14 protein-coding genes and 2 tRNA genes are annotated in these 16,846 nt (G+C 65.0%); 7 read left to right on the top strand and 9 right to left on the bottom strand.

Annotated elements, in window-relative coordinates; genetic code table 11:
- Positions 1-66: 66 nt before the first annotated feature.
- Positions 67-864, top strand: a complete 798-nt coding sequence (locus BBA01S_RS21740; protein ID WP_027818299.1) for a transporter substrate-binding domain-containing protein — start codon at positions 67-69, stop codon at positions 862-864.
- A gap of 144 nt (positions 865-1,008) precedes the next feature.
- Complete coding sequence (locus tag BBA01S_RS21735; protein WP_027818298.1) at positions 1,009-1,668, top strand: amino acid ABC transporter permease; 660 nt, start codon at positions 1,009-1,011, stop codon at positions 1,666-1,668.
- A 48-nt stretch (positions 1,669-1,716) separates the two neighbouring features.
- Here the strand turns inward: BBA01S_RS21735 and BBA01S_RS21730 are convergent, their stop codons facing one another.
- From BBA01S_RS21730 to BBA01S_RS21720, 3 genes are all read right to left on the bottom strand, one after another.
- Entirely contained in the window at positions 1,717-2,703 is a 987-nt protein-coding gene (locus BBA01S_RS21730) for a Gfo/Idh/MocA family protein (RefSeq protein ID WP_027818297.1), read from the bottom strand.
- A gap of 229 nt (positions 2,704-2,932) precedes the next feature.
- Entirely contained in the window at positions 2,933-3,649 is a 717-nt protein-coding gene (locus BBA01S_RS21725; RefSeq protein ID WP_027818296.1) for a FadR/GntR family transcriptional regulator, read from the bottom strand.
- 342 nt (positions 3,650-3,991) lie between these two features.
- Complete coding sequence (locus BBA01S_RS21720) at positions 3,992-5,587, bottom strand: mannose-1-phosphate guanylyltransferase/mannose-6-phosphate isomerase (RefSeq protein WP_027818295.1); 1,596 nt, start codon at positions 5,585-5,587, stop codon at positions 3,992-3,994.
- 904 nt (positions 5,588-6,491) lie between these two features.
- Between BBA01S_RS21720 and BBA01S_RS21715 the strand changes: the two genes are divergently transcribed.
- Entirely contained in the window at positions 6,492-7,226 is a 735-nt protein-coding gene (locus BBA01S_RS21715) for a Crp/Fnr family transcriptional regulator (protein ID WP_027818294.1), read from the top strand.
- 270 nt (positions 7,227-7,496) lie between these two features.
- Here the strand turns inward: BBA01S_RS21715 and rpiA are convergent, their stop codons facing one another.
- The 4 genes from rpiA to rnr form a co-directional block, all read right to left on the bottom strand.
- Complete coding sequence (gene rpiA, locus BBA01S_RS21710) at positions 7,497-8,192, bottom strand: ribose-5-phosphate isomerase RpiA (protein WP_027818293.1); 696 nt, start codon at positions 8,190-8,192, stop codon at positions 7,497-7,499.
- 150 nt (positions 8,193-8,342) lie between these two features.
- The gene (locus BBA01S_RS42135; protein WP_042297659.1) at positions 8,343-9,233 is read right to left on the bottom strand and encodes an N-acetylmuramoyl-L-alanine amidase; all 891 of its coding nucleotides are present in this window, start codon (positions 9,231-9,233) and stop codon (positions 8,343-8,345) included.
- A 34-nt stretch (positions 9,234-9,267) separates the two neighbouring features.
- Positions 9,268-10,008 (bottom strand): 23S rRNA (guanosine(2251)-2'-O)-methyltransferase RlmB, encoded by a 741-nt coding sequence (gene rlmB / locus BBA01S_RS21700; RefSeq protein ID WP_027818292.1) that lies wholly within the window; start codon positions 10,006-10,008, stop codon positions 9,268-9,270.
- Positions 10,009-10,159: 151 nt separating this feature from the next.
- Positions 10,160-12,640 carry a ribonuclease R gene (gene rnr / locus BBA01S_RS21695; RefSeq protein ID WP_027818291.1) on the bottom strand — a complete coding sequence of 827 codons (2,481 nt, stop codon included), beginning with the start codon at positions 12,638-12,640 and terminating at the stop codon, positions 10,160-10,162.
- A gap of 398 nt (positions 12,641-13,038) precedes the next feature.
- Here rnr and BBA01S_RS21690 point away from each other — a divergent pair.
- From BBA01S_RS21690 to BBA01S_RS42130, 4 genes are all read left to right on the top strand, one after another.
- A tRNA-Leu gene (locus tag BBA01S_RS21690) sits at positions 13,039-13,125 on the top strand.
- Positions 13,116-13,364 carry a hypothetical protein gene (locus tag BBA01S_RS46910; protein WP_156966025.1) on the top strand — a complete coding sequence of 83 codons (249 nt, stop codon included), beginning with the start codon at positions 13,116-13,118 and terminating at the stop codon, positions 13,362-13,364. Before BBA01S_RS21690 ends, BBA01S_RS46910 begins: the two co-directional genes overlap by 10 nt.
- Before the next feature lie 89 nt (positions 13,365-13,453).
- Positions 13,454-13,540, top strand: a tRNA-Leu gene (locus BBA01S_RS21685).
- A gap of 166 nt (positions 13,541-13,706) precedes the next feature.
- Positions 13,707-14,021, top strand: a complete 315-nt coding sequence (locus BBA01S_RS42130; RefSeq protein ID WP_042297658.1) for a hypothetical protein — start codon at positions 13,707-13,709, stop codon at positions 14,019-14,021.
- Between the two features lie 9 nt (positions 14,022-14,030).
- Here the strand turns inward: BBA01S_RS42130 and oxlT are convergent, their stop codons facing one another.
- Positions 14,031-15,368: an oxalate/formate MFS antiporter gene (gene oxlT / locus BBA01S_RS21675; protein ID WP_027818290.1), complete on the bottom strand. Its 1,338-nt coding sequence runs from the start codon at positions 15,366-15,368 to the stop codon at positions 14,031-14,033.
- Positions 15,369-15,443: 75 nt separating this feature from the next.
- Entirely contained in the window at positions 15,444-16,838 is a 1,395-nt protein-coding gene (locus BBA01S_RS21670) for an NAD(P)(+) transhydrogenase (Re/Si-specific) subunit beta (protein ID WP_027818289.1), read from the bottom strand.
- Between the last annotated feature and the right edge of the window lie 8 nt (positions 16,839-16,846).

The following is a 16,846-nucleotide window of genomic DNA, read 5'->3' as shown; positions in this document are numbered from 1 at the left end:
GTTCGCGCCGCAGACAGACTGCAAGAAGGCTGCAAGACGGACAGCAGCAAAAACAAGAGGACAACAATGAAATTCGCTTTGCTCAAGAAGCTTTTCGCGCTCGCGCTGGTGGGCACGTCGTTCGTGGCGGCAAGCGCCCACGCCGATGACCTGCTCGACCAGGTCAAGGCGCGCGGCACGCTGCGCATCGGTCTCGAGGGCACCTTCCCGCCGTTCAACTCGAAGGCGCCCAACGGCGACCTGGTCGGCTTCGATGTCGATATCGCCAGGGCGGTCGCCGCGAAGCTCGGCGTGAAGCCCGAGTTCGTCACGACCGAATGGAGCGGCATCATCGCCGGTCTGCAAGCCGGCAAGTTCGACGTGATCGCCAACCAGGTGGGCATTACCGACCAGCGCAAGGCTGTGCTCGACTTCTCGCCGGCTTACACGTATTCGGCCGCGCAGCTCATCGAGCGCAAGGACGATTCGCGCCAGTTCAAGTCGCTCGACGACCTCAAGGGCAAGAAGCTCGGCGTCGCGCTCGGCACCAACTACATGGACATGGCCAAGTCCGTTCCGGGCATCGACGTGAAGACCTACCCGGGCGCGCCCGAGTACCTGCGCGACCTGGCCGCCGGGCGTCTCGACGCGGCGCTCAACGACCGCCTGATGCTGGCGTACCTGATGAAGAACTCGCAGCTGCCGCTGCGTGCGGGCGCGATCGTCGGCGACGGCAACCCGTCGGGCATTCCGTTCAAGAAGGGCAATCCGAAGTTCGCCAAGGCGATCGACGATGCGATGACGCAGCTCGAAGCCGACGGCACCTTCACGAAGATCTCGGACAAGTGGTTCGGCATCGACGTGACCAAGCCGGTCACGAAGTAAAGGCAGTTTCGGACGTGTCGACGTGCAGCGCTCGCGCTGCCGCATGACATGACAGGCGCGGGGCGCGCATCCTGCCTGCGGGCAGGTTGCCGCCCCGCGGTGTTTCAAGGCCAGGCTGCGCAAGCCATTCTTTCCGCGTCTCCCATGCCCATCTACACGCTCATCCTCCAGTCGCTGCCGGTGCTCGCGCAGGGCGCGGTGCTCACGGTCAAGTTCGCTGTCCTGTCGATGATCTTCGGGCTCATCGGCGGCGCCGTACTCGCCCTCATGGGCATCAGCTCGAACCGCGTGCTCGTGTTCATCGCGCGCGTGTACGTGAGCCTCATGCGCGGCACCCCGCTGCTCGTGCAGATCTTCGTGATCTATTACGGCCTGCCGAGCATCGGCATTTCGCTCGATCCCACACCTGCCGGCGTGATCGCACTGTCGGCCAACGTCGCGGCGTATCTGTCCGAAAGCATGCGCGGCGCGATTCTCGGCATTCATCGCGGCCAGTGGCTTGCGGCGTACAGCCTCGGGCTGTCGCGACGCCAGACGCTGCGTTACGTGATCGCGCCGCAGGCGCTGCGCATCGCCGTGCCCAGCCTGTCGAACAGCCTCATCAGCCTGATCAAGGATACGTCGCTGGTGTCGGTCATCACGGTGACGGAGCTGCTGCGCAGCGCGCAGGAAATCATCGCATCGACCTATCAGCCGCTGCCGCTCTATCTCGCGGCGGCCGCGATCTACTGGGTGCTGTGCCAGGTGCTCGAATGGGTTCAGCACTGGTACGAAAAGCGCCTGGCGCTGCCTTCGCGCCACTGACACAAGCGTGAAACGCGGCGGTTCGTGCAACCGCCGCGCCCGCCTTCCTCACTCGCAGTCGAACCGCAAGCCAAGCGCGCCGCGCGCGGCATCGGCCATCGCGATCATGCGCCGCGACGTCTCGTGCGGCATCACCGGACTTTCCAGCGCACCCGCACGCAGCAGCTCGCAGAAGTGTGCCGTCTCGTAGTTGAGGCCGCCGCCTTCGAACGGCTCGTCCAGCTCCACCGTGCGGCCATCGACATAGCGGATCGTCGCGCGCGCCGGATTCCACCAGTTCGCGTGGATCGTCACATTGCCAAGCGGCCCTGCCAGCAGCGCATCGCCAAAGCCATGCAGGTCGAGCCCGCAGAAGAGCTGCGCAATGCCGTGCTCATGCTGGCAATTGAGGCTTGCAAACGTGTCGACGCCCGTCGCGCCAAGTCGCCCGAACGTCTGCACCTCGCGCGGCGCACCGAGCCAGTCCACCGCCAGAAACATCTCGTAGACGCCGATGTCGAGCAGCGCGCCGCCCGCGTGCGCGAATGAAAACGACGGGTGATCGGCAGGCACATTGGCGACCGAGCAGCCCGCGCGCACGAGGCCGACGGGCCCGATCGGATCGGCTTGCAGATGCGCGCGCAGCGCCCGATAGAGCGGATAGAACGGCGGCTTCATCGCCTCCATGAAGAGGCGCTGGTTGTCGCGCGCGGCCTGCAGCACGGCGTCGAGCTGCGCGGCGTTGACCGTCGCGGGCTTCTCGCAGAGCACGGGCACGCCGGCCTGCAAGGCGGCGGTGGCGTAGTGTGCATGGCTGTCCTGCATCGTCGCGATATAGACGGCGTCGATGCCGCTTGCGAGCAGCGCCTCGAAGCTCCCGCACGCCTGTGCGCCGAATTCCTGCGCCAGCGTCTCGGCGGGTTGCGGGCGGCGCGACCAGACCGCGCTCACGCGCGCGCCTTCGACATGCCCCACGCCCTGCGCGAAACGCCGCGCGATGCGGCCCGCGCCCACGATGCCCCAACGAATCGTGCCGTTTTCAGCGATATCGCCCATGTCTCTCGTCTCTCTTTGTGCGGATTGCGGGTCTCGCCGCGCAGGACAGCCGCGCCGAGGCAAAGAGACGCACGATACTGGCTCGCGCGCATGAAGGCAAACGCCGCAGGCGCCCGGTCAAGGACGCGCGCGGCGTGCGTGCGAAATCAAGCTGCGAGAGATGCGGCGAAAACGCGCCCGACCTCGCCGATCGACCTTGCCGATCGACGGTATCAGTGGTTATCGATCCTTATTCCGCCGTCTCCGGCGCGAACGCGCGGTTCAGCTCGTCGGCGGTATAGGCGAGCATTGCCGTGGCGGCCGCCTGTGCATCGGCGGGCGAGCGCCGTTCGATCGCCTCGACCACGCGCCCGTGCGCGGCGACGACGTTGCTCCAGCCGTCCGCGCGCTGGCTCAGGATCGGGTTGACGATGGTCAGCGCACCGCGCACGATCGCCGCCATCTGTTGATAGAACTGATTGCCGCTCGCCGCGAGAATGCGCGTATGCAGCAGCGAGTCGGCGGCCTGGCAGCCCGTGTCGCCGGGACTGGCCTGCTGCAACGCCTCGAAGGCGTCGCGAATGCCCGCGATATCCGCCGCGCCCGCGCGTTCAGCCGCCAGCGCGCAGGCGGCCGGTTCGATCAGCGTGCGAAATTCGATCACGTCGCGCAGAAAGGTCTTGTCCGGCTTGGCGCGAAAACGCCAGCTCACGACGTCCTCGTCGATCATGCGCCAGTCGCGCATCGGCCTGATGCGCGTGCCGATCTTGGGCCGCACATCGAGCATATGGCGCGCAAGCAGCATGGACAGCGCTTCGCGCATGACCGTGCGGCTCACGTCGAACTCCTTCGACAACACGTCCTGCGGCGGCAGGATCGCGCCATAACGCTCTTCGACGATGCCCGAAATCAGGCCATCCATGACCTTGCTCACGAGTGAGCGTTCCTTGTTGTTCCCCAGTTCCATGACCCCTCCCCCCGATGGCGTTAATCGCCCTGTTTGCCGGTTACTGCGTGGGCCCTCGTGCTTCGTCGAACTCATCCGTACGTTGCCATGCTAATTGCATAAAACGTAAGCCAGGATATCTCCTGACGCAAATTTCGCGTGACAAATGCCCAAGCGGTACAAGTTCTTCGTGATTTGGCCCTTCGGTTTCCCGAATCTCGTTTTATGAAGTTATTCGTTGTCTTTTCGTAAGCAGTCTGTATTAAACAAAGACTGATTTACGTGGCTTTATAGTTATTTGCAGCGTTATTTTTGTGTGCATATGCAGCGACACACGCGCCAACTGGCCCACGACGGGTTCCGTCAGCGCTGCGCGTCCGTTCGTCCGTATTGATCCTCGAAGCGCACGATGTCGTCTTCGCCCAGATAGCCGCCCGACTGCACTTCGATAATTTCAAGCGGCGTCTTGCCCGGATTTTCGAGCCGGTGCTTCACGCCAAGCGGGATATACGTCGATTCGTTTTCCGAAATCAGGAACACCTCGTCGCCGCGCGTGACACGCGCGGTGCCGCGCACGACGACCCAATGCTCGGCGCGGTGATGATGCATTTGCAGCGAGAGCACGCCGCCCGGCTTCACGACGATGCGCTTGACCTGGAAGCGCTCGCCACGATCCACCGAGTCGTAGCAGCCCCACGGCCGCTCGACGCGGCGATGGTTGCGCACCTCTTCGCCACGCTGCGCCTTGAGCTTGCCGACGATCGCACGCACGTCCTGCACACGATCCTTGGCGGCGACGAGCACGGCGTCCGCCGTCTCCACTACCACCACGTCATGCACGCCCACGCAGGCGACGAGGCGCCCGTCCGAATGCGCGAAGCTGTCGGTCGAGTCCTCGAAGATCACGCGCCCGCGCGCGACGTTGCCGCTCGCATCCTTGGCCGAGACCTGCCAGACAGCGTCCCATGCGCCCACGTCCGACCAGCCCGCGACCAGCGGCACGACCACCCCCGCCAGACGCGCATCGGCGCCGATCGACTCCATCACCGCGTAGTCGATCGAATCCGATGGGCAGCCTTCGAATGTCGCCGGGTCGAGGTGAACCGCGTTGTCCGCATCGACGCGCGCCAGTTCGAACGCCTGCGCACAGAGCGTGGCGATGGCGGGCCGCGCGCGCGCGATGGCCGCCAGCCACACCGAGGCGCGCACGACGAAAATGCCGCTGTTCCACCAGTAATCGCCCGAGGCGACATAGCTTGCGGCGAGTTCGGCGTTGGGCTTTTCGACGAAGCGCTCGATCGTGCGTGCGCCGCTCGTGCCGAGCATGGCGCCCGCGCAGATGTAGCCGTAGCCGGTTTCCGCACGCTGCGGCGGCACGCCTAGCGTGACGATGGCGCCGCGCGCCGCGTAGCTCACGGCGTCTTCAAGCGCAGCGGAAAACGCCGCGCGGTCGGCGATCAGATGATCGGCGGGCATGGCAATCAGAATCGGGTCGCTGTCGACGGGCATCGCATCGCCGGCGCGCGCTTCGCCGTGCGCGGCCTGGGCGGCGAGCGCGGCCACGGTCAGCGCGGGCGCGGTGTTGCGCGCGTGCGGCTCGAACACGATACGTGCGGCCTTGCCGCTGCGGCCCAGCCGGTCAGCGGTCATATGGCGCAGCTCTTCGCTGCTCACGACGAGGGGCGCGGCCTTGCGGATCGGCGCGTCGGTCTGCGCGCCGCTCTTGTCACCGCTCTTGTCGCCTGCGCGGGCATAAAGACCATCGAGGCGACGCACCGTAGCTTCGAGCAGCGACTCGCCGTCGAGCAGATCGATCAACTGTTTCGGGCAATGTTCGCGCGAGAGCGGCCACAGACGCGTGCCGGATCCACCGGCGAGCACGACCGGCTGCACGACGAGCGCAACTTCGGCTTCATTGGCTGCGGCGATCAAGCCGGCCGGTGTGACGAGCTGGTTCATTCGAAAAGCTCCCCGTTGAAAGTCTGATATTGGGTTGGCGCTCGCGAGCGGCGGCGGGTTCAGTACCTGCACCGGATCTCGCTTCGTCATGCATGCGCGCTCCCTCGTTGTCGGACTCCATTGGAACAAAGGCTGTCAGCCGATTCTGTTCGCATACCCACACTGACCGAGCGCTGCCGCACGGCGGCGCGCCGACGCGTTTGACTATGCTGGCGACACAGTTGGCGATGCAGATGGAGACGACGCTGACACGACCGTCCGGACAGACGGCCAATGAAGATCGTTGCGCCCGCAACGCGTGGCAGCCACGACTGGCGCGGCGTTGCACCCGAACCGGCGGCGCTCCGTGCGCCAGCCCACACAACGTAACGTGACGCGCCGTAACGCGGTCATGTTTCACAGGAGAACGTTTCTGGCTCAATCAGCCGCCGCGCGACAGCAATGAATCAAATTCGAACGCTATGCGGCCCTCCCCGGCCCCATCGCAGTGGGCTGCCGCACGGCATGTTTCAACCTGGAGTCATTTTTGCGATACCGCTCCAGAGCGCTATTTATCCATTACAAATCAAGTACTTATCGCAATACAAATTGCTCAGCCGATTGGCGCACCCCGCGCAGGCGTCGTACAGATTTGAAACAAAAACGCGGAGTTGTCCCTGTGCGCTTCGCCCGTAACACCCGCGAAAGCTCGCAATGACGCGCTTTGCGACCTTCTGGCACACACCCTGCTTAGTGAGAAGCGCCACACAGCGTGACGCAAACAAAAAACGCGAACGCACTCGGGACTATGGGGCCGGCACGACGAATGAACAGCCGCTACGGGAAGCGGCAAACAACAACCGATTCGGCGACCGGAATGAAAAGACGGAAGGCTGCGCAAGCGCCTTCACACGAGGACCAAATCATGTTGACCCTTCAATCGGATCTGCACGGCAACCATTTGCTCGGCGCACTGCCGTCGCATGAATGGCAAGCACTCGCACCGCATCTCGAACTCGTCCATCTGCGCACCGAACAACTCCTCTGCGATTCCGGCCAGCGCATTCACCACGTCTACTTTCCGACCACGGCCATCATCTCGATGCTCTCGACGATGGAAGACGGCAGCTCCGTGGAAATCGCCGCCGTGGGCCGCGAAGGCATGACGGGCGTGCCCGTCCTGACGGGCGGCGAAACCATGCCGAACCGCGTGCAGGTGCAGTGCGCGGGCTTCGCCTATCGCATGAGCGCACAAAGCCTCAAGCAGCAGTTCGCGCGCTCGGACTTCCTGCGCCGCCTGATGCTGCTTTACATGCACGCGCTGCTCACGCAGGTCGCGCAAACCGCCGCCTGCAACCGCCACCACTCGCTGAGCAAGCAACTGTGCCGCTGGCTGCTGATCGAAGTGGACCGCGTGGCGTCGAACGACCTCACGGTCACGCAGCAGCTCATCGCCGACATGCTCGGCGTGCGCCGCGAAGGCATCACGGAAGCGGCCGGCAAGCTCCACAATGAAGGTTTGATCCACCACAGCCGCGGCCGTATCCGCGTGCTCGACCGCGAAGGCCTCGAAGCGCGCGCCTGCGAGTGCTATGGCCTCGTGCGCCGCGAGTTCGACCGCCTGCTGCCGCGCCTGCGTCAGGCCGAAACGGTGGAATAAGACGTAGAAGCAGGGCCGGGGCCGCCGCGCGGCGGCTCCACGCCTCGTTTCTCGTGTGTGTGTTTGATTTTGCAAAGCGTTCCGGCAGCGGCGCGCTTTGCCTTTTCTTCTGTTTTTGCGGCTTTTCTGGTGATTTTTTTGCGCCCGCACGGCATTCCTCTTTATCAGGAATCCCTATTAATCGGCGCGTAAAAAAGCCCGCAGCATGGCGGGCCGCCAACAGCGTGCATCGCTACACGCCGTCGCTTATCCGATCACGCGATCAAGCGATCAGGCCTTGCGGTAGTCGATGCGCTCGACGCCGTTCTCGCCGCCCAGCAGGCAGAAGTCTGCGCCACGCGCCGCGAACAGGCCCACGGTCACGACGCCCGGCCATGCATTGACGTGCGCTTCGAGCGTGCGCGGGTCACTGATGCGCAGGCCCTTCACGTCGAGAATCTCGTTGCCGTTGTCGGTGATGAACGGCGAGCCGTCCTTCTGCACGCGCAGCACCGGCACGCCGCCGAGCGCCGTCACGCGGCGGCCAATGGCCGTGCGCGCCATCGGCACGACTTCGATCGGCAGCGGGAACTGGCCCATCACCTCGACGCGCTTGCTCGCATCGGCGATACAGACGAACACTTCCGACACCGACGCGACGATCTTCTCGCGCGTGAGCGCGCCGCCGCCGCCCTTGATCATCGCACCCGAGCCGTCGATTTCGTCGGCGCCGTCCACGTAGACGGGCAGCGATTCGATCTCGTTGAGGTCGAAAATCTTGAAGCCGTGCGCTTCCAGGCGCGCCGTGGTGGCGATCGAGCTGGACACCGCACCGCGGTAGCGGCTCTTGTTGGCGGCCAGCGCGTCGATGAAGCAGTTAGCGGTCGAGCCGGTGCCGACGCCGATGATGGCGCCTTCCGGCACGTTCGCGTTGACATAGTCGGCGGCCGCCTGGCCGACCAGTTTCTTGAGTTCGTCTTGAGTCATGATGGGTACTGCCCGAGGAGAGGAAACGCGGAAAACGCATAGTTTACCGGAGTTGCGGGCGGCACCCGCCGCTGCGGTCTGCGTTTTCCGGTTTTTCGGGCGATTTCCTTACGCGCGCCGGTAAGGATTGGCGCGCGGCAAGCGTGCAATTCAGGGCGCCGTTTCGGTCGCGCCGGGCAGCGCGGGGGCGCTGCGATCGACGTATTTGTCGAGCAGCGCCTGGGCGATGGCGTCGGTTTCCGCGTCCGGCGTGCCGGAACAATCGCGCGGGCGGAAATGCATCTGGAACGCGGCGAAGACGCGGCGCGTGCGCTCGTCGAGCACGCCGTCGGTGGCGACGTCGTAACCGTATCGCGCGAGCTTGGTCTGCAGGCCGCGCACGTCGGCGGGCGCATCGGGCGCGCGGCCCGCGAGATCGGCCTTGACCGTGGCGTCGTCGGGCCAGGCGCCCACGCCCGCGTCGTAGAGCTGCTTCCACGGGAACGCCGCGCCCGGATCGATCTTGCGCTGCGGAGCAATGTCGCTATGGCCCACCACCCGCGTGGGCGGAATGCCGTAGCGCGTGACGATGTCCTTCGACAGCGCGATGATCGCCGCCACCTGATCGGCAGGCCAGGGCGCCCACGTGCGGCCTTGCGGCGTGTCGTGCGGCCCCGAGTTGACGTTTTCGATGCCGATGGACGCCGCGTTGAGCTCGGTCGTGCCCTGCCACTCGCTCACGCCCGCGTGCCACGCGCGCCGCGATTCGGGCACGAGTTGCAGCACGACGGGCTTGCCGTCGCGCAGCGGCGGGTGCTCGGGCACCAGGTAATGGGCGCTCACGTTTTCGCGCGTCAGCTCCTCAAGCGAAGTCGGCTCGTCGCCTTCCGTGTAGTGCAGCACGAGAAAACGGATGCGCGAGTCGGCGCTGCGCGCGTGATGCTGCGAATCGGCGATATACGCGCCGCGGTCGGTCATCGTGGCGGGCACGCAGGCCGCGAGCGCGAGCGCCGCGCCCACGGCGGCCAGCGCCGCCCGGCTCACGCCTTGAAAGGTCGTCATGCTGCCCCGGTCGTACTGGATCGCTGCAGCCGGATCAGCGCGCGGCGCGCTGGCGCACCGCTTCGAACAGGCACACGCCCGACGCGACGGAAACGTTCAGGCTCTCGACCGTACCGGCCATCGGAATCTGCATGACCTCGTCGCAGGTTTCGCGGGTCAGGCGGCGCATGCCCTCGCCTTCGGCGCCCATCACGAGCGCCACCGGGCCGTCGAGCTTGGTCTGGTAGAGGCCCGCGGGCGCATCGCCCGCCGTGCCGACCACCCACACGCCCGCGTCCTTGAGTTCGCGCAGCGCGCGCGCCAGGTTCGTCACGGTGATGTACGGCACGGTGTCGGCGGCGCCGCTGGCCACCTTGGCGGCGGTTGCGTTCAGGCCCACGGCGCGGTCGCGCGGTGCGATCACGGCGTGCGCGCCGGCAGCGTCGGCCACCCGCAGGCAGGCGCCGAGGTTATGCGGATCGGTCACGCCGTCGAGCACCAGCAGCAGCGGCGAACCCTGAATGCCGTCGAGCAGCTCGGCCAGGTTCTGCGCGAGCGCCAGGTCGTGCACGCGCGCCACCACGCCCTGATGGCGCTCGGTATGGGCGAGGCCCCAGAGGCGCGTCTCGTCGGCGGCGATCGCGCGCACGCCGGCTTCCTTCGCGGCGTGCAGGAATTCCTGCATGCGGCGGTCGCGCCGCGTCGGATCGTAATAGACATCCTCGACCGTGGACGCGTCGTGCCGCATACGTGCGGTCACCGCATGAAACCCGTAAAGAACCTTGAGACGTGACATGACTGGAACTACCCCTGATAAACGGTTCGCGGCGCATCGATGGCGCCGCGAACGAGTGATATTGCGCCGGTGCGCCGGATGATTCCGCGCACCGGGTCACGGCGCGTGCCCGCTCCGTTTCAGGAGCAAAGCTCGCGCCGTGGGTACGGCTTTAACGCTTCTTGCGCGGCGGCGACTTCTTGGCCGTCGGCTTGGACGGCGCACGCTTCTTCGCGGTCTTGGCCGCGCCACGCGCCGCACGCGCTTCCTTCACGGCCGCGCTCTGCGGCGGCGCAGCCTTCTTGCGCCGCACGTCGTCTGCCGCGAGCGGCATGGGACGCACGCGCGCGCCGCCTTCGACCGCGCCACGCTCCTGCTGCTGGCCTTGCGGGCCACGATTCGCGGCAGGCTTGACCGGCGTATCGCGCACGAGGCGGAAGTCGATCTTGCGCGCGTCCAGATCGACGCGGCTCACCTGCACGCGCACGCGATCCGACAGGCGATAACGGATGCCGGTGCGCTCGCCGCGCAGCTCGTTCTTGATGTCGTCGTACTGGAAGTAATCGGAACCGAGTTCCGTCACGTGCACGAGACCTTCGATGAAGAGCGAATCGAGCTGCACGAAGATGCCGAACGAGGTCACGCCGCTGACCATGCCGCCGTATTCCTCGCCGAGCTTGTCGCGCATGAAATAGCACTTGAGCCAGGCTTCGACGTCGCGCGAAGCTTCGTCGGCGCGGCGCTCGTTGGCCGAGCAATGCAGGCCCAGTTCTTCCCAGATCGCCGTGTTCGCACCGCGAGCGGCACGGCTGCGGCCGCGCTTCTCTTCGTCCTCCGCCTGCATGGCGCGGGCGCGCGGCGAGAGCGCCGTGTTGAGGTCGACGCCTTCGGGCGCGGCCGGCTGATACTTCTTGCCTTGCAGGATCGCGTAGATCGCGCGGTGCGTGAGCAGGTCGGGATAGCGGCGGATCGGGCTCGTGAAGTGGGCATACGCCTCATACGCGAGACCGAAGTGGCCGATATTGTCCGGGCTGTAGACGGCCTGCTGCATCGAGCGCAGCAGCATCGTCTGCAACATCTGCGCGTCCGGTCGGTCGCGGATATGCGCCATCAGCGCGGCGTAGTCGCTCGCGTGCGGCGTGTCGCCGCCGCCCAGCGACAGCCCCATGCCGCGCAGGAAGGTGCGCAGGTTTTCGAGCTTTTCCGCACTCGGGCCCGCGTGCACGCGGTACAGGCCCGGGTGCTTGTTGCGCTTCATGAAGTCCGCGGCGCAGACGTTGGCCGAGAGCATGCACTCTTCGATCAGCTTGTGCGCGTCGTTGCGCTGACGCGGCACGATCTGCTCGATCTTGCCCTGCGCATTGCAGACGATGTAGGTCTCGGTCGTATCGAAGTCGATCGCACCGCGTTTCTGGCGCGCCGCGAACAACGCCTTGTAGACGCCGTAGAGGTTTTGCAGCTGCGGCAGCAGCGCCGCGCGGCGCGTCGCCTCCGGGCCCTTGGTGTTCTTGAGCACCGCCGCGACTTCGGTATAGGTCAGGCGCGCCGCCGAGTGCATCACACCCGGATAGAACTGGTACGCCTTGATCTCGCCGCGCGCGGTGATGACCATGTCGCAGACCAGCACGCAGCGATCCACGTGCGGATTGAGCGAGCACAGGCCGTTCGAGAGCTTCTCCGGCAGCATCGGAATCACGCGGCGCGGGAAGTACACCGAGGTGCTGCGCTCGATCGCGTCCACGTCCAGGCCGCTGCCCGGCAGCACATAGTGCGAGACGTCCGCGATCGCGACGAGCAGACGGAAGCCCTCGCCCTTGCCGACCTGCATCGGCTCGCAATAGACGGCGTCGTCGAAGTCGCGTGCATCTTCGCCGTCGATGGTGACGAGCGGCACGTCGCGCAGGTCGACGCGGTAGCGGATATCGGTCGGACGCACGGCGTCAGGCAGCTTCGCGGCGTCCGCGAGCGCCGGCGCGCTGAATTCGTGCGGCACGCCGTACTTGCGCACGGCGATTTCGATTTCCATGCCGGGATCGTCGATGTCGCCGAGCACTTCCACCACGCGGCCCAGCGGCTGCGAGTGACGGCTCGGGAAATCGGTGAGCTCGACCACCACGACCTGGCCGACCTTGGCCTTCTTCGGGTTCTGCGAGACGAGGATGTCGTGGCCAATGCGCTTGTCTTCGGGCGCGACGATCAGCGCGCCGTTTTCATTGAGCAGGCGGCCGATCACGCGGCGATTCGCGCGGTCGGTGACCTCGACGATGTGCCCTTCGGGGCGCCCGCGCCGGTCGTAGCCGACGATGCGCGCGAGCACGCGGTCGTTGTGCATGACCTTCTGCATCTCGCCTTGCGGCAGGAACAGATCGTCCTGGCCGTCGTCGCGAATCAGGAAGCCATAGCCGTCGCGATGGCCCTGGACGCGGCCCGCGACAAAGTTAGAGGGATGCGCGAGTTGATAGTGGCCGCGCGAATCGAGCCGGATCTGCCCGTCGCGCTCCATCGCGGCGAGCCGCCTGAAGAACCCTTCGCGCTCCTGGCGCTTGATCGCGAGCGCCTCGGCGATATCGTTCGCGGTGCAGGGCGATTCGCTGGTCCGCAGCACGCCGAGGATTTCTTCGCGGCTGGGAATCGGGTACGGATATTTGCTCAAGGGCTTGTCGATGGTTGTTCTCGTTGCGTGGACGTCGGATTGCGCGCGGATCGTGGCTCAGTGTGGCTCGGTAGGCAAACGCGCCGCGCCCCGGTCTTCGTATGCTGCAACATGCGGCTGGCGCAGCAGGCGCGCACCACACCATGTCGTGCGCCCTCCATACTGCTGCGAGGCATTCTAACACCCGCGCCGCACCCTACCATCCAGCGTGCGGGCCGCTGCGCGCGTACTGGCGAGGTTGACCACGCGACATCGATGCGATGACGGGGAGCAGACGGCAAGCGGGCATGGTCGCAAAAGAATTTTGCAATCACCTGTTGACAAGCTCTACAGATACGCTAGAATCTCGTTTCTCTGCTGCACGACACAGCGCAGCAGCAAGTAGTAAGCGACACCTTGCCCAGGTGGCGGAATTGGTAGACGCACCAGGTTCAGGTCCTGGCGGTGGCAACACTGTGGAGGTTCGAGTCCTCTCTTGGGCACCAAGATTCATGAAAAAAGCCAGCTTTCTAGCTGGCTTTTTTCATTTCTGTCGTCCTGGCTCATCCCGACTCGCGAGTGGTTGCGCTCGCATCGAAGTCGTCTTGAAGTCGATTCGCCAGCGGCCCGGCAACAGCACACCCTGCTCTGCCGGGCTTTTGTTTTTTGTCTCCGCAACGAGGCCTTCTCTCTCATGCTGCGAGGCGCGAGAACGCAGATCTTCCGCGATGTGAAGATTTTTTGAAAACATCTATTGACAAGCTCTGCAGATGCGCTAGAATTTCGCTCTCTGCTGCACGACACAGCGCAGCAACAAGTAGTAAGCGACACCTTGCCCAGGTGGCGGAATTGGTAGACGCACCAGGTTCAGGTCCTGGCGGTGGCAACACTGTGGAGGTTCGAGTCCTCTCTTGGGCACCAAGATTCATGAAAAAAGCCAGCTTTCTAGCTGGCTTTTTTCATTTCTGCTTTGCTGTTTCCCTCTCCTTCCTTCTATTCTGATCTCCTCGTTCGTATCGAAGCGATATATTCTTCTGGATACATTGAATCGAACCCGCAACGCGACACCCAAACGAATGGAGACCGAATGGAAATTGTCGTCATCGCCGCGATCGTTGCCGTCGGCTTCGGCGCTACGGCGACCTGGATGATCGCGACGCGCCTGCCAGCCGCGTTGATCGAGCGCGGCCAGAACGCAGGCCGCTATGGCTCGCTCACTGAAGTCGAACTCCCTGACGAGACTGACCCGCGCCGTGACCAGGCCCGCACCGATACCCGTCGCGTGCGCCGCTCGCGCGTGCGAGCCAGCGCGTCTGCCATGAAGCTGGTTCGTGCGTTGCGCTCGCGTGCGGGCAATGCGTGTGCGGCGGCTTCGCGCCGTCGACGCAAAGCGGCCATCTAAACGTTACGGCTATTTCTGCGAGCGCAAAGGCTCGGCGTTGAACGCCAGTTCAGGACGCACTTCGGACGCAACCCCGGGCGCAGCCGATTGAAAGATCCACCGCCTGCGCATCGGCTGCAATACGACCTTCGCGCACACGCCCGCCAACATCGCGATACACGCCGCAAATTCGAATACGCTGTTCCAGCCGCCATGCAACGCGAGCAGCGTCGCAACCGGCACGAGTAGCGCAGCAGTTCCCTTCGCCGTATAGAGCGTGCCCGCGTTGCCCGCCGCGTAGCGCGCGCCGAAGGTATCGGCACAGGTTGCGGGGAAATTCGAAAAAATGTCGCCGTAAAACAGGAACACGAGCCCCGAGAAAAGCATGAACAGATACGGGTCGTGCCCAAAGTATCGCAGTCCCAGCAATGCGAGCCCTTCGCCCAGGAAGGTGATGAACATGGTGTTCTCGCGACCGATGCGATCCGAAATCAGGCCGCACAACGGGCGCGTGAAGCCGTTGCAAAGATTGTTGATCGACAGCGTCATCGTGAGCAGCGGCAGCGAAATACTCATGAACGCCACCGGCATGGTGGCAAACCCATACGATTTCGCGATCGGCCCGATCTGCGCCGTCGCGATGATGCCGCCCGTCGCCACGCAGACGAACATCGCGTACATCACCCAGAACAACGGCGCGCGCACCATCTGCTGCGTGGTGTAATCCGTCTTCGTCGCGACAACGCGCTTCACGCGCACCGCCTGCGCGGGCGGCCTGGGCCGCACCATCACCAGTGCAAGCGCGAAGATGCACGCACCTTGCAGGATTCCGAAGAAAATGAAAGCGGCCTCATAGCCCGAGTGCTGGATCATGCGCGAAATCGGAATGACGGTCAGCGCCGCGCCCGCACCAAAGCCTGCGGCCGTCATGCCCGCAGCAAGGCCCCGCCGATCCGGGAACCACTTGAGCGCCGTGCCGACGCACGTGCCGTACACACAGCCCGCGCCGATACCGGAGATCACCGCCGCAACGTAGAGCACCGGCAGCGCGGGCGCCCACGCGTCGAGCAGCCAGCCCAGCGCCACGCAACATGCGCCCCCCATCACGACGGGACGCGGCCCGAAGCGATCCACGAGCCAGCCTTCGACCGGCACGAGCCACGTTTCCGTGACGATGAACAGCGAGAACGCGAGCTGGATCGCGGCCTGCCCCCAGTGGTGACGCGCATCCATCGGCACGACAAAAAGCGTCCATGCATACTGCAGATTGGCGACGAGGCCCATGCAGGCAATGCCCGCCACGAGCTGCACCCAGCGGTTATGGCGTCGAGCCGTATAGGGGGCTTCGATGCGATCGGTGTGTGGCACGGTTGTCTCTCTCCATGTGTTGACGTGCTGGCGTCATCGCCAGCGTCAAGCGGTCTCAAACTGCCTCAAGCGGCCTCAGGCCGTCTCAAGCTGCCTGAGCAGCGCATCGACGCTGCCTTTCGCGTCGCCGAACAACATTCGTGTGTTGTCCTTATAGAACAGCGGATTGTCCACGCCCGCGTAGCCCGTCGCCATGCTGCGCTTCGAGACCACCACCGTGCGCGCCTTCCAGACTTCCAGCACGGGCATGCCGGCGATCGGACTGGCGGCGTCCTCCTGCGCGCCGGGATTGACGATATCGTTCGCGCCGATCACGAGCACCACATCGGTACTCGTGAAGTCATGGTTGATCTCATCCATTTCGAGCACGATGTCATAGGGCACTTTCGCTTCGGCGAGCAGCACGTTCATGTGCCCCGGCAGACGCCCCGCCACCGGATGAATGCCGAATCGCACCCGCACGCCCTGTGCGCGCAAACGGCGTGTGATTTCGCTGATGGTGCCTTGCGCCTGGGCCACCGCCATGCCATAGCCCGGTACGATCACGACTTCGGACGCATCGCGCAGCAGCGAACCCACTTCGTCGACCGTAGTCGCGACCACCTCGCCTTGCGGCGCGGCACTTGCCGTGGCAGCCACCGCACCGAAGCCTCCCAGGATCACCGACACAAAGCTGCGGTTCATCGCGCGGCACATGATGTAGCTGAGGATCGCGCCGCTCGAACCGACCAGCGCGCCCGTCGTCACCAGCAGATCGTTATCGAGCATGAAGCCCGTCGCGGCCGCCGCCCAACCTGAATAGCTGTTGAGCATCGACACGACCACGGGCATGTCGGCTCCGCCGATCGCCAGCACGAGATGCACGCCCAGCGCCGCCGCAATCACGCACATGATGCCAAGCGCCATGAGCGCCTGCGCGCCGTCTGTCGCGCTCACGAAAAGATAGCCAAGCACGACGCACACCGCGAGCGCTGCCGCATTCATGACGTGCCGCGCAGGCAGCATGAGCGGCTTGCCGCCCACGGTGCCTTGCAGCTTGAGAAACGCGACGATCGAACCCGTGAACGTAATCGTGCCGATAAACGCGCCCACGTAGATCTCGGTATCGTGAATCGCGCGTTCGACAACACTCGATGTCGCCGCCGGCGACAGCGCGTTGGCAAACGCAATCAAGGTCGCCGCCAGGCCGACAAAGCTGTGCAGCACCGCGACAAGTTGCGGCATCTGCGTCATCTCTACACGCCGCGCCAGCACCGTGCCGATTCCGCCGCCCACGAGCGCCGCGCCAACCGCCACGCTCAGACCCGCGCCGCGCGTCACCAGCAACGCCGCCAGTACCGCAATCGTCATCCCGCACACACCATAGAGGTTGCCGCGGCGTGCGCTCGCAGGATGGCTCAGTCCGCGCAGGCTGAGAATGAACAGCGTCGCCGCGCCCAGCCACGCCATATTGCCGATTCCATTCAGCATGACGTCTC

Source organism: Paraburkholderia bannensis NBRC 103871, assembly GCF_000685015.1.
In the GTDB taxonomy this organism is placed as follows: domain Bacteria; phylum Pseudomonadota; class Gammaproteobacteria; order Burkholderiales; family Burkholderiaceae; genus Paraburkholderia; species Paraburkholderia bannensis.
This window is presented reverse-complemented; position numbering and strand designations above follow the sequence as displayed.

Excerpts from the sequence above, each read along its gene's own strand:
- BBA01S_RS21740 (WP_027818299.1), top strand. The coding sequence starts at position 67 with ATGAAATTCGCTTTGCTCAAGAAGCTTTTCGCGCTCGCGCTGGTGGGC.
- BBA01S_RS21735 (WP_027818298.1), top strand. The coding sequence starts at position 1,009 with ATGCCCATCTACACGCTCATCCTCCAGTCGCTGCCGGTGCTCGCGCAG.
- BBA01S_RS21730 (WP_027818297.1), bottom strand. The coding sequence starts at position 2,703 with ATGGGCGATATCGCTGAAAACGGCACGATTCGTTGGGGCATCGTGGGC.
- BBA01S_RS21725 (WP_027818296.1), bottom strand. The coding sequence starts at position 3,649 with ATGGAACTGGGGAACAACAAGGAACGCTCACTCGTGAGCAAGGTCATG.
- BBA01S_RS21720 (WP_027818295.1), bottom strand. The coding sequence starts at position 5,587 with ATGAACCAGCTCGTCACACCGGCCGGCTTGATCGCCGCAGCCAATGAA.
- BBA01S_RS21715 (WP_027818294.1), top strand. The coding sequence starts at position 6,492 with ATGTTGACCCTTCAATCGGATCTGCACGGCAACCATTTGCTCGGCGCA.
- rpiA (WP_027818293.1), bottom strand. The coding sequence starts at position 8,192 with ATGACTCAAGACGAACTCAAGAAACTGGTCGGCCAGGCGGCCGCCGAC.
- BBA01S_RS42135 (WP_042297659.1), bottom strand. The coding sequence starts at position 9,233 with ATGACGACCTTTCAAGGCGTGAGCCGGGCGGCGCTGGCCGCCGTGGGC.
- rlmB (WP_027818292.1), bottom strand. The coding sequence starts at position 10,008 with ATGTCACGTCTCAAGGTTCTTTACGGGTTTCATGCGGTGACCGCACGT.
- BBA01S_RS42130 (WP_042297658.1), top strand. The coding sequence starts at position 13,707 with ATGGAAATTGTCGTCATCGCCGCGATCGTTGCCGTCGGCTTCGGCGCT.
- BBA01S_RS21670 (WP_027818289.1), bottom strand. The coding sequence starts at position 16,838 with ATGCTGAATGGAATCGGCAATATGGCGTGGCTGGGCGCGGCGACGCTG.